The following is a 14,278-nucleotide window of genomic DNA, read 5'->3' on the forward strand; positions in this document are numbered from 1 at the left end:
AACCGTAGACTGAAACTTCTCTTACGACAATAGGCGAGTTGTAAACTTCTGTAACAAGGATGCCGCCGACTCCCGACGCAAGCCACTCGCGCGCGGTCCCGCCACGGCCCCGCCTCAAGGCACCCGATATGAAATCGATGTTTCATGATTTGCCTTGTTGACGAGCATTGAAATGACTGTGACACTATCCCCTCGGCAGGTTCGCCGCTCGGATGCGATCGCACGGTGAGCGCGGGGGAACCGAGGCCCGACCGAAGAGGTAGATCATGAGTTCTTCGACCACGGTGTTCGTGGCAACCAACGACCTGTCAGGTCATACCCGCGGCCGCGCCGTACCCGGCGACGCGGTGGACGGCGTCCTACGGCAGGGGGTCGGCTGGGTACCGGTCGACCTCGCCCTCACGGCGTTCGGCGAGATCGCACCGAACCCGTTCGGCGCGGCCGGCGACCTGAAGCTGATGCCCGACGAGAGCACCGGCGCCGAGATCCCGGCGGCCGGCGGGGCGCCCGCCGTCCGCGTCTACCTCGCCGACCAGGTCCTCCCCGACGGCTCCGAGTGGCCGAACTGCCCCCGGACCTTCGCCCGGGCGGCCCTGCGCGACTTCACGCGAGCCACCGGCCTGGAGGTCGTCGCCTCGTTCGAGCACGAGTTCATGCTCCCGGACCTCCCCGCCGCCCCGCCGTTCTCCTTCGAACGCCTGCGCGGCGCCGAGCCGTTCGGCGACGAGCTGGTCGGCCTCCTGGCGCACATGGGCCTGGAGCCGGCGAACTGGCTGCCCGAGTACGGCGCCGGGCAGTTCGAGATCACGGTGCGGCCCGCCACCGGCGTCCGCGCCGCCGACCGCGCGGTGCTCCTCAAGACGGCCGTCCGCGATCTCGCGCGCCGCCACGGGCACCGCGTCACCTTCGCGCCACTGGTCGACCCCGAGGGCACCGGGAACGGCGTGCATGTGCACCTGTCCCTGCGCGACGCCGAGACCGGACGGCCCGTTCTGTACGAGCCGGGGCGGCCCGGCGGCCTCTCCGACCTCGGGGCGCGGTTCTCCGCCGGGATCCTCGCCCATGCCCGAGCACTCGTCGCGATCACCGCCTGCTCCCCCTCGTCCTACCTGCGCCTCCTCCCGCACCGCTGGAGCAGCGGCGGGATCTTCCTCGCCGAGCGCAACCGTGAGGCGCTGCTGCGGATCTGCCCCACGAGCACGGTGGGCGGAGGGAACCCCGCGGACCAGTACAACCTCGAGTTCCGTGCCGCGGACGCGACCGCGAACCCGTGGCTGACGCTGGGCGTTCTCGTACGGGCCGGCCTGCACGGCATCACCGCGGAGTACGAGGCCCCGCGCGTCTGGCCCGAGGAGATCGACGAGTCGGTGCCGGCCTCCGTGCCCACGCTCCCCCGCAGCCTCGAGGAGGCGCTGGCCGACCTGGAGAAGGACGACGTGGTCTCCGGCTGGTTCTCCCCCGAGCTGCTGCGGACCCACTGTTCGGTCAAGCGGTCGGAACTGGCGGCCGTGGCCGGCCTGGACGACCGGCGGATGTGCGAGCGGGTGGCGGATGTCCACTGACCTCGCCCTGCACATCGGCGCCCTGCGGCTCGTCGACCATCACGTCCACTCGTCGCTGGACCACCCGGTCACCCGGCCGGAGTTCGAGGGCCATCTCACCGAGTCCGACCGCCCGGTCCCCGAGGGCACCACGCAGTTCGACTCCCAGATCGGGTTCGCCGTCCGCCGGCACTGCGCGCCGGTGCTCGGGCTCGCGCCCCACGCCACCGCCGAGGAGTACTGGCAGGCCCGCGCCGCCCGTACCCCGGCGGAGCTCACCAGGCTGTTCTTCGAGGCCGCCGGCACCGGTCACTGGATCGTCGACACCGGCTTCGCCGACGGGCTCCTCCCGCTCGGCGATCTCGCCGGCACGGTCCCCGGCGAGTTCTCCGAGGTGGTCCGCCTGGAGAGCGTGCTGGAGGACGTCGCCCCCGCGAGCACGGCCGCGACCTTGGAACGGGACTTCCGCGCCGCGCTGGCTGATGCCGCCGCCTCGGCCGCCGGCCTGAAGTCCATCGTGGCCTACCGCCACGGATTCGACGTCGAGCCCGCCCGGCCCTCGGCGGCCGAGGTCACCCGGGCCGCGGGACGCTGGCTCGCCACCCTGTCCGGCGGGGCCCGGCCGCGCGTGACCGACCCGGTGCTGCTGCGGATGGTCCTGTGGGCGGGCGTCGACACCGGTCTCCCCCTCCAGTTGCACGCCGGGTTCGGCGACCCGGACCTCGACCTGCGGCGCAGCGACCCGCTGCTGCTGGCCCCCTGGATCAGGGCCGTGGAGCCCGCCGGCACCCGCGTCGCCCTCCTGCACTGCTACCCGTTCCACCGGAACGCCGGGTTCCTCGCGGAGGCGTTCCCGCACGTCTACTTCGACGTCGGGCTGGCGGTGAACCACACCGGCGCCGCGTCGGCGGCCGTCATCGCCGAAAGCCTCGAACTCGCCCCGTTCTCCAAGATCCTCTACTCCTCGGACGCCTGGGGGCCGCCGGAACTGCACCATCTCGGCGCGCTGCTGTGGCGCCGCGGCATGACCCGTGCGCTGGCCCGTTGGGTCGGCGAGGGCGAATGGGCCGAGCGCGACGCCATGCGGGTCGCCACGATGGTGGGCCGCACCAACGCGGAACGCCTGTACGGGCTGTCCGATGACTGACCGCACCGGCCTCTGGGCCGCGCTCGACCGGCACCTCGCGGACGCCGTCGAGATACGTCACGCCATCCACCGCGAACCCGACCTCTCGGGCGACGAGTCCATGACCAGGGACCGTCTCCTGGCCGCGCTGCCGGCGAGCAAGCCGGCGACGAAGGTGGCCGAGACCGGGGCGGTGCTCAGGATCGGCGGCCCCGGACCCGCGATCGGCGTCCGGGGCGAGCTGGACGCGCTCCCGGTCGCGGAACGGACCGGGGTCGCGTGGGAGTCGGCCAGGCCGGGGACCATGCACGCCTGCGGGCACGACGTCCACCTCGCCGCCCTGGTGGCCGTCGCCAGGACCCTGGCCGAGGCCGGGCCGCCGATGCCGCTGCTGGTCGTCCTGCAGCCGCGCGAGGAGACCTACCCGTCGGGGGCGCGCGACATCGCCGAACTGGGGATCCTCGACACCGAGCAGTGCGTCGCGATGGTCGGCGCCCACGTGCAGCCCCTGCTGCGGCCCGGCGAGGTCGCGTGCGCGGCCGGCGGGGTCAACGCCTCCTCCGACGAGTTCGAGATCACCGTCCACGGCACCGCCGGGCACGCCGCGTACCCGCATCTGACCAGCGACGCGCTGCTGGCCATGTCCGAGATCATCGTGGCGTCGCAGAGCATCGTCAGCCGGTCGGTGGACCCCATGGCCTCCGCCGTGGTCGGGGTCTCGTCGATGTCCGCGGGCAGCGCGGCCAACGTCATCGCCGGGCTGGCCCGCGCGACCGGGACGATCCGGGCCCTCACCCCGCAGACCCGCGAGCTCCTCCACGAGAGGATCGCCGAGGTCGCCGAGTTCATCGCGCGGGCGCACTCGTGCCGGGCCACCGTCACGATCACCCATGGCGAGCCCGTCCTGGTCAACGATCCGCACCTGGTCCAGGAGATCACGCAGCAGCTCCAGGGGCGCGGGGTCCAGGTGACGAGCGACCTGCGGTCGCTCGGCGCCGACGACTTCTCCTACTTCTCCGAGCGCATGCCCTCGGCGATGCTCTTCGTCGGCACCGACACCTCCGACCCGCTGCACTCGCCCGCGTTCCTGCCCGGTGACGAGGACGTCCGCAGGACCGCGCAGGCCATGCTGTGCGGCTACCTCGGCGCCGTGGCCGCGGCGCGGAGCCGTCCCCCCGGCCCGCCGCGGCCGTAGTGACGCGCCGCGGGCCTGAGGTCAGTCCAGGGAGCCGGCGAAGACGACGATCTCGTCGATGCCGCCCTTGGGCGAGACGTGCATGACGTCCATGCCGGTGAGGAGGCTGTCGCCGGCGGCGTTCTCGTACCGCCAGCCGAAGCGCGCCCATTCCTCCGGGGCGTCCACCCTGGTGGTACGGACCATCCGGCGGTCGTCGGCGGCGTGACCCTGCACCACCTCGGTGATGAACCGGTCGACGGCCGCCCGGCCGACCGTGCGTCCCAGGGGGCTCCAGAACACGACGTCCGCGGTCAGGGCCCGGTCCAGCAGCTCGGCGCGCCGCGCCGGGTCATGGGTGTTGGCCGCGGCGATGAAGGCGTCGATCGTTCGGGTGTGCGGTGAGTCCTCTGCCACCGTGCGACTTTAGCAAGCCCCGGCAGGCGGAGCGGGCCGCCGGGAGCCGTGCCGCCGAGCCGCGGCGGCGTACTCCTCCAGCCGCCCGGAGGCGTCGGCGAGGTCGGCCGAGGCCACCACGCAGGCGGTGATGTGGCCGTCCAGAACGGCGTACAGCCAGGGCGGCGCGGCGTCGTGCGACCGGAGCCGGTCCGCGATCCGGCGCAGCCGCGCGGCGCATTCGGCGAGCGTGCCGGCGTCGGCGCCGAGGACCCGGGCATGGGCGGAGATGCGGTCGGAGACGGGGTCGGGGATGGGGTCGGTGCGTCCCGGCATGGATCGCCTCCGTGGGTCAGCGGGCGGGCAGGGGGATCCCCGGCGTCCGCAGGCTGCTGCGGGCGGGCACCGCCAGGCACAGCAGCGGGCGTGCGCCGTCGAGACCGAGGTCGCCGAGGACCCGGGCCAGGGGATGGTCGGAGGGGCCGGCGGTGAGCCGCAGGCCGGGGGACGGGTGGGCCCGCCGGCGCCCGCGTTCCCGGATGTGCGAACGCAGCGGGGCGCCATCCCGCCGGGAGTAGACGACGAGGTCCCGGCCCACGAACGGCAGCCCGCGCCCCAGCGGCCCGGCCAGCGTCAGGATCGTGCCGCCGGTGTCGGCGACCCTCACCGACACCGAACGGGCGCCGCCCGCCACCCGCACCCCGCCCACCGAGGCCGGATGCCCCCAGATCTCGCTCGCCACCGCGCACGCCAGGTCGGTGGTGAGCACCGAGTGCAGGAAGCAGGTGCCCAGGCCGCGATGCTCACCGGAGGGCAGCAGCTCCCGCCACATCCGGGACGGGCGCGGGCCGTCCGGGTCGGTGACGACGACGCCCAGGTGCGCCTCACCGTAGTCGCCCAGGGGGGTGCCCCGGTTCTCGAACGCGTGGAGGGCGACGAGCGCGCGGCCGCCCACCCGCACCGCGCGCCCGAGGTCCCCCAGGAGCCTCGCCGCGGCGGCCGGGTCGGCGGTGAAGTAGGCGGTGAACGCGTAGCCGCGCGGGCACTCGAACGGCAGCCGGACGGTGCCGCCGCTGGTGGTGACCACGGTCGCCGCCGGGGCGCCGGGCTCGCGGTCGTACAGCCGGTAGAGCTGCGACCGGACGACCGGGCCCTGGTAGGCCGCCAGCTGTTCCTCCAGGCGGGCGCGGACCTCCGGGAGGTCCTCGGCGATGTTGGCCGTGTAGTGCTCCATGCTGTGGCAGGCCGGGAACACGTGGGCGGGGTCGGTGTAGTCGGCGACGTACCAGTCCGGGTGCAGGTCGAAGCAGGACCCCGCGCCCTGCCCGTCCAGGCTGGGGATGAGGTCGTGCTGGTTGGTGACGCTGGCGACCCGGATGTGCGGGGAGGCGGGCCGTTTGAAGTCGATCGGCGACCCGACGGCCACCACGTCGGTGACGATGTGGCGGTCGCAGAACCCGGGGTCCTGCGCCAGGTTCATGATCGCGGCACCGCCGGCACTGTGGCCGATCAGGGCGACGTCCTCGCCGGGCGGGACGCCGTAGTCCTCGATGGCCCTGGTCAGGGCGCGGCTGAACGGCGCGCTGTCGAGCAGGGTGCTGCTGAACGCGCCGAGCAGGTCGGCGGGCGAGTCCAGGTCGGGGTTGCCGATCCGCATGCCCGGCACCTGCACGACGTGCCGCCGGACGCCGTCCGGGCCGGTGACGGTCTGCACGAGGGCCCGCCCGGTGGGGCCGACCACGCAGAGGTTGGTGAGGAAGTCCAGCAGCGATCCGCGCGTCCCGATCCGCGCGGCCTCGCCGGGGGCGGGGGCGGTACGGCGGGCGGCGCCCTCCCCCACGTCCAGGACCGCGATCGCCCGGTTGCTCAGGCCGGTGACGGGATCGGCGCTGGCGGCGGCCTCGCCGCAGGCGATGAGCCAGGCGGTGCGGTCGTTGAGCGGGTTGCGGTCCAGCAGGGCTCGCAGCGCCAGGAACTCTCCGAAGATCGGGGCGATGGCGGTGAGGGCGCGGGCCGTGCCGCGGTCCTTGATCAGGGCGTACAGGGCGCGGACCGCGTCCATCTCGCGCTCGGCCGCGACCGCCTCCCGCAACCGGGCCAGGAGGGGGTCGGTGGTCAGCTCGGGGTTGTCCAGGCAGACGGCGGCGATGCGCAGCCGCAGGGACGTGGTCATCACCCGGACGGCCAGGCTCCGCGCCCCGGCCATGCCGCCGAGCTTGGCGCCGAGGGCGCCGGCCGGTCCGCCCGCCAGGGCGTGGCCCAGCCCTTGGCGGCCCGTGACCGCGCGCAGCAGCGCCCGCTGTGCCCGCGCCCCGGCGGCGGGCGCCCGGCGCAGCGAGCCGTTCACGGCGCCGTCCGTGGCGGCGGCGGTGGCGTGCCGGGAGACCTCGCGCAGCGTGGTGGCGATCTCGGCCAGCTCCCGGGCGGCCTCGCGCAGCTCCCGGGCGCCGGGCCCGGTGCCGTCCCCGCCGGTCACCGGGCACCGCGCCAGGTCATGCCGACGAATCGCGGCCGGGGGTCCTCCGGGACGTTGCGGTGCAGCACGTCCGAGATCGTCCGGGTGCCGCCGATGATCCGCATCCCCTCCGGGGAGAACGTCTCGGCGTTGCACACCCGGGGCGCCAGCAGCGGATTGGTCAGGGCCTGCGAGAACGCGTCGATCGCGATGATCTTGGTGAGGAGGGGCGGGAGGATGGCCCTGGCCGACCCGGGCTCCTCGGCGAACAGGCCCACGTACAGGTCGACGTCGTCCACGTCGCGGTACATGTCGCGCAGGGCCTCGTGGACGCGGGGGTCACCGGAGATCTGCTCGAAGCGGCGGACGCGGGGGAAGCGGCAGTGCGCGCGGTAGTCGTTGTAGGGGGCCAGGTCCACCGCCCGGGAGCCGGCGATGCTCGCCACGTCCACGTCCCGCAGGACGGGGTCGGTGTTGAACAGCCCGATGCGCCCGGCCCGCTGCTCGGAGGCCTCCTCGAACAGCCGTCCCAGCCCCGCCTCGGGCAGCAGCGCGCTGCCGAACAGGGTGTCGGCCAGCGGCAGTTCCCGGCCGCCGGCGACCAGCTCGGACGGGACCAGGCTGTGCCAGCGGTAGACCAGGTTGAACTCGATGGACGCCCAGTTCTGCCGGTGCCAGGGCGCGCGGGCCAGCCGCTTGCTCAGCGCCGGGTCGAGCAGGAAGCGGAAGTGGTACGGGGTGATGTGGTTGATGTACTCCTCGACCACCAGCTTGACGACGAGGGCGATCACGATGTTGCGGGCCGTCTGGAACAGCCGCTCGTCGTCCCATCTCGGGTACGCGTCCGCCAGCACCCGCGCCACCCGGTTGTGCTCGCGCAGGAACAGCACGGTGAACATGGTGAAGCCGATCTGCGCGTTGCCCCGGTCGCCGCCGGTGGCGAACAGGGTGTCGCGCCGCGGCTCGTCGATCAGGTCGAACAGGGCCACCCGCAGCGCCGAGAACTCCGATTTGATCTTGCCGTTCTCGCACAGGTGGGGCGGGAACTCCCCGCCGTTGATGATCTGGCTCTTCAGCAGCCCGCCGTCGAACGCGCGGATCGCGCCGGCCTGCTCCTCGGTGAGCCCGTACACCGGGTTGACGTCGATCTCGTGGTTGGAGCTGGTGCGGCGCGGGTCCCGGGGGACCTCGGTGTCGCCGCGCAGGAACCCGTCGGTGAACCACTGGGCGAAGTAGGCGAACAGCACCGTCGACCGGGGGCAGGGGATCATCTCCTCCCCCCGGGCGAACAGGCCGGCCGCCCGGTCCGGCGGGGGCCGTCCCTCGTCGCGGCCGGGCACCGGCGGCAGGTGCCGGGCCATGTAGGTCCGGTCGGTCAGGGACGTCCACGAGGTGTAGCCGGACCGGGTGCTCAGCGGCTCCGGCCGCCCGGGCATCTCCCGGATCGCGCTGTCGATCAGCGCGGCGTTGAGGCGCAGCCGCACTCCCCGGCCGGCCTCGGCCAGCCGCCACAGCGGCCGGCCGTGGGTGAGGGCCAGGTACCGCAGCCGGTTGGCCGCCCCGTCGGTGGCGATGCCGCGCGCGCTGATCCGTTCGCCGCGCGCGCTCACCGCGCCCCGCTCTCGTCGCCGAGCCCCAGCCAGAACCGGTCGGGGAAGACGTCCCGGTCGCGGGCCACCACCCCGTCCGGCGGGTCGAGCAGCCGCAGGCCCGGGCGTGGCAGCAGGCGGCGCACCGTCTCGGTGATCACCGCCGCGCCGGGGTGGACGCCCACGCAGGCGTGCGGGCCGTGGCCGAAGTGCAGGCGCGTGTGGGGCGGCCGGTCGGGCCGGAACAGGCCGGGCTCGGGCACCGCGGTCTCGTCGAACATGGCCGAGGCCACCGCGGCCAGGACGAGGGTGCCGGCGGGCACGGTGGTCTCGCGCGGGGTGCCCGCCGCCAGGACGTGGTCGCGGACGCAGACCCGCGTGATGATCTTCAGGAACGGGTCGAACCGCAGCGCCTCCCAGAAATGGCCCTCGAACGCGGCGGTGTCCGGCCCGCCCGCGGCGAGGGCGGCGGCCCGGTGGGCCTCGGGACGGAGCAGCAGCTGCCGGACCAGGTGGGTCATCGAGCCGACCGCGTTCTCCAGGAAGCCCAGCAGCATCCCCGCGACGTTGATCAGGATTCGCTCGTCGTCCCAGGCCGGGGTGCCCGGAAGGACGGTGCCCAGCATGCGGGCGAAGACGTCCCCAGCGTCCGCGGCGCCGCCCGCCCGGCGTCCTTCCAGCGCTCGTCGCAGGTGGTCCATCATCTCCCGGCCGGCCGCCAGCGACGCGGCGTGGACCTCCGGGTCGCCGGCGAGGTTGGCGGTGACATCGGTCATGATCGCCCTGGACCAGCGCGCCGGCGCCGCCGGGTCCGGGACGGGGAGGCCGAAGTACTCCGCGCACACCGCGGTGCAGACGGGCCGGAACAGCTCGCCGACCGCGTCGATCCGCCCGCGCGGGACCGCCGCGTCCAGCGCCCGGTCGGCGGTGCGCGCGACCAGCTCCCGGACCCGGGGCACGTCCTCGGGGGGCAGCATGACCTGCATGAGCCCCTTCTCGCGCCAGTTCATCGGGGTGCCGTCCCGCGTGAGCATGACCGGTCCGCCGAGGGCCGGGTCGAGCCGCGAGGCGTACCCGTCCACCGTGAAGACGTCGCCGTTCCGGAGCACTTCGGTGACGTCCGGGAAGCGGGTCACCAGCGTGAAGGCGGGGGTGCGCAGGATCGGCCGGCGGCTCCGCAGCTCGGCGAACAGGGGACGCCATTCGCTGCGCAGCCACCCGGCCAGCAGCGCCGGCCCGTTCGCCGGGTCCCGTGCGGCGGCCGATTCGTACCGGCCCAGGTAACCGTCCGCGGTGAGGTGCTGCGGCGCATCGCCCACGCGGCATCTCCAATCGTCTCGAATCCGCTCGGAGGAGGGCATGCGTCACCTCCGGGCGGACCGGCTCGTGACGCGACGTATCTGGAAATTAGCCAGGGGTCATCGGGGTCACAAGCGTTCGACGCAGAAAGTATGGAGTTGACTACAAAGAGAGATATTTCCCTGGCTTCAGGGTCACTGGCGGCCGTCCCGGCGCATGCCGTTCAATCAGGCAGCGTCCGTCGCCCGGACCCGAAGGAGACGGCATGTCCGCACCCGCCCGCCGGCCCCCGCCCCCGGTGGCCGGCACCGTCGCCGTGTCGGCCGGCCGCCGCGGCGCCTACCTGATCGTGCTGGTGCTGCTGCCCCAGGTGGCGCTGGCCGGGGCGGTGGCCGCTCTGTGGGGACGGGGCATCGGCCCGCGCGACCTGGTGATCGCGGCCGTGATGTACGCGGTCAGCATCTTCGGCATCAGCGTCGGCTACCACCGGCTGCTGACGCATCGCTCGTTCAGGTGCCGCCGCCCGCTGCGGATCGCGCTGGCCTTCGCCGGCGGCCTGGCCCTGCAGGGGCCCGCCTCCCTGTGGGCGGCCGAGCATCGCAGGCACCACAAGTACGCCGACCGGCCCGGCGACCCGCACTCCCCGTGGGCGTACGGCGAGGACGGGCGGGCCTTGCTGCGCGGGCTGCTGCACGCCCACGTGGGCTGGTTCTACACCGCCCGCCGCCGTTCGGACCGCCGGCACTGGGTCCCCGACCTGCTGGCGGACCCGGACATCCGGCGGCTGGACGCGCTGTACCCGGTCACCGTGGCGGCGTCGTTCCTGCTCCCCGCCGCCGCGGGCGGGTTGTGGGCGGGGTCGTGGGCCGGTGCGTGGACGGCGCTGTTCTGGGGCGGGCTGGTCCGCTACGCCGTCGTGCACCACGTGACCTGGTCGGTCAACTCCGTCGCGCACACGTTCGGCGAGCGCGGGTTCGGCACCCGCGACCGCTCCTCCGACGTGTGGTGGGTGGCGTTGCTGACGTTCGGCGAGGGCTGGCACAACTGGCACCACGCCGATCCCACCTGCGCCCGCCACGGCGTCCGCAAGGGGCAGCTCGACCCGAGCGCGCGGCTGATCCGGTTGTTCGAACGCGCCGGCTGGGCGTCCGAGGTGCGCTGGCCCGACCCCCGTCGGATGGCCGCACGCCGCCTGCGGCCCGACGACTAGCGGGCTCGCCTACAGCGGCCGTTCCGCCAGGGCCCGCTCGAGCCGCTCCTGGGCACGGGCGGCCTGCCGGGCGTGGTAGGCGATCGGCATGTATCGGAGGCGTTCGGGCAGCCGGCGCGTACCGCGCCCGATGACCGCCCCGACGGCGCGGAGGCGGCGCTCGTCCGCCTCGCTCCAGGACAGGCCGAGCTTCTCCCGCGCTCCGGGCGGCAGCGTGCCGACGGCGATGAACCGCGCCAGGCGCCCGCCGGTCATGCTGAGAGGTGCCACCAGCGGACGCGCCGGCACCGGGACGCCGGGCGGGAGCCGGTCCATCCGGTCGAGGACCTCGCGGGCGACCTTGTGGGGCACGAGGGTGCCGGCGACCATGTCCGCGAAGTAGACCCAGAAGTCGGCGACGGTCTCGGGGAACATCCGCTCGGGGACCCGCAGGATCCGGCCGAGGTTGAGGAACTCCTCGTAGACCTGCCGTTCCTCGGCGGGGGTCATCGGCGCGGGCGCGAAGTAGCGGGCGGCGGTGACGGCGGCGTAGAAGCCGGTGAGGTGGACCCAGGCCCAGGGTTCGGCCGACAGCGCGTGGTGCCGCGTGCCGTCCTCATCGACCGCGCTGAGCGGTTTGTGCATCTCGCGCAGGCGCCGCCCCTCCTCGATCGCGGCCGGGCCGCCGTACACCCAGGTCTGCACCGAGGCGAAGCTGCGGGCCGCGCGCCCGAGCGGGTCGGTGCGGAAACTCGACAGCCGATCGACCACGGTGCCGATGGCCGGATGCATCGTCTGCAGGATGAACGCGCTGTTCCCCGCGATCGCCGAGGAGTACAGGCCGATCTCCTCCCACAGGATCGACCCCGGGCCGAAGGGGACGGGCTCGGGGCCGCGAGCCGTCCCGGCGGGCTCGGTGCCCGTGTCCTCGGTCATCGTCGTCTGCTCGCTCGCCATGAACGTGGCCTCCTCACACGGATCATGCGGCTCCACGGTAAGGCGAATAAGTGGTTACTTACAAGCCCCTGTTTCGAGGCGATACGCGAATATCCCGTTTCCCGCCGCTCCCGTACCGCCTCAGGAGGCCGGTAGACGCAGGCGCTTGAGGGCGAGGGCGTTCACCGCGACGATGAGGCTGGACCCCGACATGGTCAGCGCCGCGATCTCGGGACGCAGGACGAGGCCGAAGGACGGCTCGAAGACGCCCGCGGCGATGGGCAGGGCGATGGCGTTGTAGCCGATGGCCCAGCCGAGGTTCTGGCGCATCTTCCGGAAGGTTCCGCGGCCGATGCGCAGGGCCACGGGCACGTCGAGGGGGTCCGAGCGCATGAGCACCAGGTCGGCGGTCTCGATGGCCACGTCGGTCCCGGCGCCGATGGCCACGCCCAGGTCGGCGCGGGCCAGGGCGGGGGCGTCGTTGACGCCGTCGCCGACCATGGCGACCTTGCGGCCCGTCCGCTGGAGCTCGGCGACCTTGGCGGCCTTGTCGCCCGGCAGGACCTCGGCGATCACGGTGTCGATGCCCAGCCGCTCGGCGATCCGCTCGGCGGTGGCCCGGTTGTCACCGGTCAGCATGACGACCTCGACACCGAGATCGTGCAGCGCGGCGACGGCCGCCGCCGAGGTCTCGCGGGGGGCGTCGGCCATGGCGACCAGGCCGGCGGCCCGTCCGTCGACCGCGACGATCACGGCCGTCCGCCCGGTGGCGGCCAGCTCGTCGCGGCGGGCGGCGAGCGGGCCGAGATCGATCCCCTCACGTTCCATCAGGCGCCGGTTGCCCACCAGGACGCGCCGCCCGTCCACCTGGGCGACGGCGCCGTGCCCGGGCACGTTCTCGAAGCGCCCGGCACGGACCGTGCCCACCCCCCGCGAGTCGGCGTGGCGGACGATGGCCTGCGCGAGGGGATGCTCGGACTCGCGTTCCACCGCGGCCACCAGGCGCAGCATCTCGCCCTCGTCGACGCCGTCGGCGATCACGTCGGTGACCTCGGGCTCCCCCTTGGTGAGGGTGCCGGTCTTGTCCATCACGACGGTCTGGACGTGCGCGGAGGTCTCCAGGGCGATCGCGTTCTTGAACAGCACGCCGCGCCTGGCGCCGAGCCCCGTCCCGACCATGATCGCGGTGGGGGTGGCCAGGCCGAGGGCGTCGGGGCAGGTGATCACGACCACGGTGATGGCGAACAGGATCGCGGCCGAGAACGGCCGGCCGCCGACCAGCAGCCAGGCCGCCAGGGTCAGCGCGCCGCCGACCAGGGCGACGAACACCAGCCAGAACGCGGCCCGGTCGGCCAGGCGCTGGCCGGGCGCCTTGGAGTTCTGGGCCTCCTGGACGAGCTTGACGATCTGGGCGAGCGCGGTGTCGGCGCCGACCTTGGTGGCCCGGACGCGCAGGGTGCCGTCCTTGTTGATGGTCGCCCCGACCGCCGCGGAGCCGGGGGCCTTGTGCACCGGCAGGCTCTCGCCGGTGACCATCGACTCGTCGACCTCGCTCTCGCCCTCCTCGACCGTCCCGTCAACGGCGATCTTGGCGCCGGGGCGTACCAGCAGCAGGTCACCGACGGCCACCTCGGCGGAGGGGATCTCCACCGGCGCACCGTCGCGCAGCACGATCGCCTTGGGCGGCGCGAGGTCGAGCAGGGCGCGGACGGCGTCGTTGGCGCCGCCGCGGGCCCTCATCTCGAACCAGTGCCCGAGCAGGACGAACGCCGCCAGCACGGTGGCGGCCTCGTAGAAGACCTCGCCGCCTCCGGTCAGCGTGACGATCAGGGAGTACAGCCAGCCGGAGCCGACCGCCACGGCGACCAGGACCATCATGTCCAGCGTCCGGTTCCGCAGGGCCCGCACCGCCCCGTCGAAGAAGATCCAGGACGAGTAGAAGATCACCGGCAGGCTGAGCAGCAGGGCCCACACGTCCTGGCGCAGCCCGAACGGGACGGGCGCGTTCACGTGCAGCACCTCGGTGCCGATGGGCGACCAGATCAGGATCGGGATCGAGAAGGCCAGCGCCACCAGGAACCGGTTGCGCATGTCGGCCACCATCGCCGCCATCGACATGCCCTCGTGCCCGCCGTGCCCCATCACCTCGTGCGGGGGGCGCCCCGGCGGGCCGGGCTCCTCCATGGGGTCGCAGATGTGGGACGGCACCGACTGCCCCGCGCAGTGGTAGCCGCACTCGATCACCCAGCGGCGCAGCTCCGCCACCGAGGTGCGCGCGGGGTCGTAGGTCACCGTCGCCGTCTGCGCGACCGGGTTCACCTCGATCGCGATGACGCCGGGGCGCCGCCCCAGCCTGGAACTCACCACGTTCTGCTCGGAGGCCCGGAGCATCCCGCCGACGTCCAGCACGACGGAGGCGCCCGCCTCCCGCCGCCCGGGGTCGTCACCAGTGCTCATGTCCGGGTCTCTCCATCCGCCGCTCATGATCCGAAGCCTTTCGTACGGTCCTACCCGGGGGGAACGCGACCATCGAGGTCACGAACACATAACAGAGCCGCCTGCGCGAAATACCC

Annotated in this window: 11 protein-coding genes; 4 read left to right on the top strand and 7 right to left on the bottom strand. The window is 73.7% G+C overall.

Going from position 1 to position 14,278, the window contains the following annotated elements; translation table 11 throughout:
* The first annotated feature begins 266 nt into the window (after positions 1-266).
* The 3 genes from IW256_RS22485 to IW256_RS22495 are packed head-to-tail and all read left to right on the top strand — an operon-like array spanning position 267 to position 3,862.
* Positions 267-1,562 (top strand): glutamine synthetase family protein, encoded by a 1,296-nt coding sequence (locus tag IW256_RS22485; RefSeq protein ID WP_197012861.1) that lies wholly within the window; start codon positions 267-269, stop codon positions 1,560-1,562.
* Positions 1,552-2,688 (top strand): amidohydrolase family protein, encoded by a 1,137-nt coding sequence (locus IW256_RS22490; protein WP_197012862.1) that lies wholly within the window; start codon positions 1,552-1,554, stop codon positions 2,686-2,688. The genes IW256_RS22485 and IW256_RS22490 overlap by 11 nt, the downstream gene beginning before the upstream one ends.
* Positions 2,681-3,862, top strand: a complete 1,182-nt coding sequence (locus IW256_RS22495) for a M20 metallopeptidase family protein (protein ID WP_197012863.1) — start codon at positions 2,681-2,683, stop codon at positions 3,860-3,862. Before IW256_RS22490 ends, IW256_RS22495 begins: the two co-directional genes overlap by 8 nt.
* A gap of 21 nt (positions 3,863-3,883) precedes the next feature.
* Here the strand turns inward: IW256_RS22495 and IW256_RS22500 are convergent, their stop codons facing one another.
* The 5 genes from IW256_RS22500 to IW256_RS22520 are packed head-to-tail and all read right to left on the bottom strand — an operon-like array spanning position 3,884 to position 9,600.
* On the bottom strand, positions 3,884-4,258 hold the full coding sequence (locus tag IW256_RS22500; RefSeq protein WP_197012864.1) for a nuclear transport factor 2 family protein: 375 nt from the start codon (positions 4,256-4,258) through the stop codon (positions 3,884-3,886).
* A gap of 9 nt (positions 4,259-4,267) precedes the next feature.
* Positions 4,268-4,573, bottom strand: a complete 306-nt coding sequence (locus IW256_RS22505) for a hypothetical protein (RefSeq protein WP_197012865.1) — start codon at positions 4,571-4,573, stop codon at positions 4,268-4,270.
* Between the two features lie 16 nt (positions 4,574-4,589).
* The gene (locus tag IW256_RS22510; protein ID WP_197012866.1) at positions 4,590-6,713 is read right to left on the bottom strand and encodes a hypothetical protein; all 2,124 of its coding nucleotides are present in this window, start codon (positions 6,711-6,713) and stop codon (positions 4,590-4,592) included.
* Positions 6,710-8,302 carry a peroxidase family protein gene (locus IW256_RS22515; protein ID WP_307829001.1) on the bottom strand — a complete coding sequence of 531 codons (1,593 nt, stop codon included), beginning with the start codon at positions 8,300-8,302 and terminating at the stop codon, positions 6,710-6,712. Before IW256_RS22515 ends, IW256_RS22510 begins: the two co-directional genes overlap by 4 nt.
* Positions 8,299-9,600, bottom strand: coding sequence for a cytochrome P450 (locus tag IW256_RS22520; protein WP_307829002.1), 1,302 nt, complete (start codon positions 9,598-9,600; stop codon positions 8,299-8,301). The genes IW256_RS22515 and IW256_RS22520 overlap by 4 nt, the downstream gene beginning before the upstream one ends.
* Before the next feature lie 245 nt (positions 9,601-9,845).
* Here IW256_RS22520 and IW256_RS22525 point away from each other — a divergent pair, with 245 nt between their 5' ends.
* Entirely contained in the window at positions 9,846-10,790 is a 945-nt protein-coding gene (locus tag IW256_RS22525; protein ID WP_197012868.1) for an acyl-CoA desaturase, read from the top strand.
* Between the two features lie 9 nt (positions 10,791-10,799).
* On the opposite strand, the gene IW256_RS22530 is transcribed toward IW256_RS22525, so the two are convergent.
* Both IW256_RS22530 and IW256_RS22535 read right to left on the bottom strand, forming a co-directional pair.
* Positions 10,800-11,726, bottom strand: coding sequence for an oxygenase MpaB family protein (locus IW256_RS22530; RefSeq protein WP_231403887.1), 927 nt, complete (start codon positions 11,724-11,726; stop codon positions 10,800-10,802).
* A 120-nt stretch (positions 11,727-11,846) separates the two neighbouring features.
* On the bottom strand, positions 11,847-14,162 hold the full coding sequence (locus IW256_RS22535) for a heavy metal translocating P-type ATPase (RefSeq protein WP_197012869.1): 2,316 nt from the start codon (positions 14,160-14,162) through the stop codon (positions 11,847-11,849).
* Positions 14,163-14,278 lie beyond the last annotated feature (116 nt).

The sequence above is a fragment of the Actinomadura viridis genome, from assembly GCF_015751755.1.
In the GTDB taxonomy this organism is placed as follows: domain Bacteria; phylum Actinomycetota; class Actinomycetes; order Streptosporangiales; family Streptosporangiaceae; genus Spirillospora; species Spirillospora viridis.

Excerpts from the sequence above, each read along its gene's own strand:
- IW256_RS22530 (WP_231403887.1), bottom strand. The coding sequence starts at position 11,726 with ATGGCGAGCGAGCAGACGACGATGACCGAGGACACGGGCACCGAGCCC.
- IW256_RS22485 (WP_197012861.1), top strand. The coding sequence starts at position 267 with ATGAGTTCTTCGACCACGGTGTTCGTGGCAACCAACGACCTGTCAGGT.
- IW256_RS22505 (WP_197012865.1), bottom strand. The coding sequence starts at position 4,573 with ATGCCGGGACGCACCGACCCCATCCCCGACCCCGTCTCCGACCGCATC.
- IW256_RS22495 (WP_197012863.1), top strand. The coding sequence starts at position 2,681 with ATGACTGACCGCACCGGCCTCTGGGCCGCGCTCGACCGGCACCTCGCG.
- IW256_RS22525 (WP_197012868.1), top strand. The coding sequence starts at position 9,846 with ATGTCCGCACCCGCCCGCCGGCCCCCGCCCCCGGTGGCCGGCACCGTC.
- IW256_RS22535 (WP_197012869.1), bottom strand. The coding sequence starts at position 14,162 with ATGAGCACTGGTGACGACCCCGGGCGGCGGGAGGCGGGCGCCTCCGTC.
- IW256_RS22490 (WP_197012862.1), top strand. The coding sequence starts at position 1,552 with ATGTCCACTGACCTCGCCCTGCACATCGGCGCCCTGCGGCTCGTCGAC.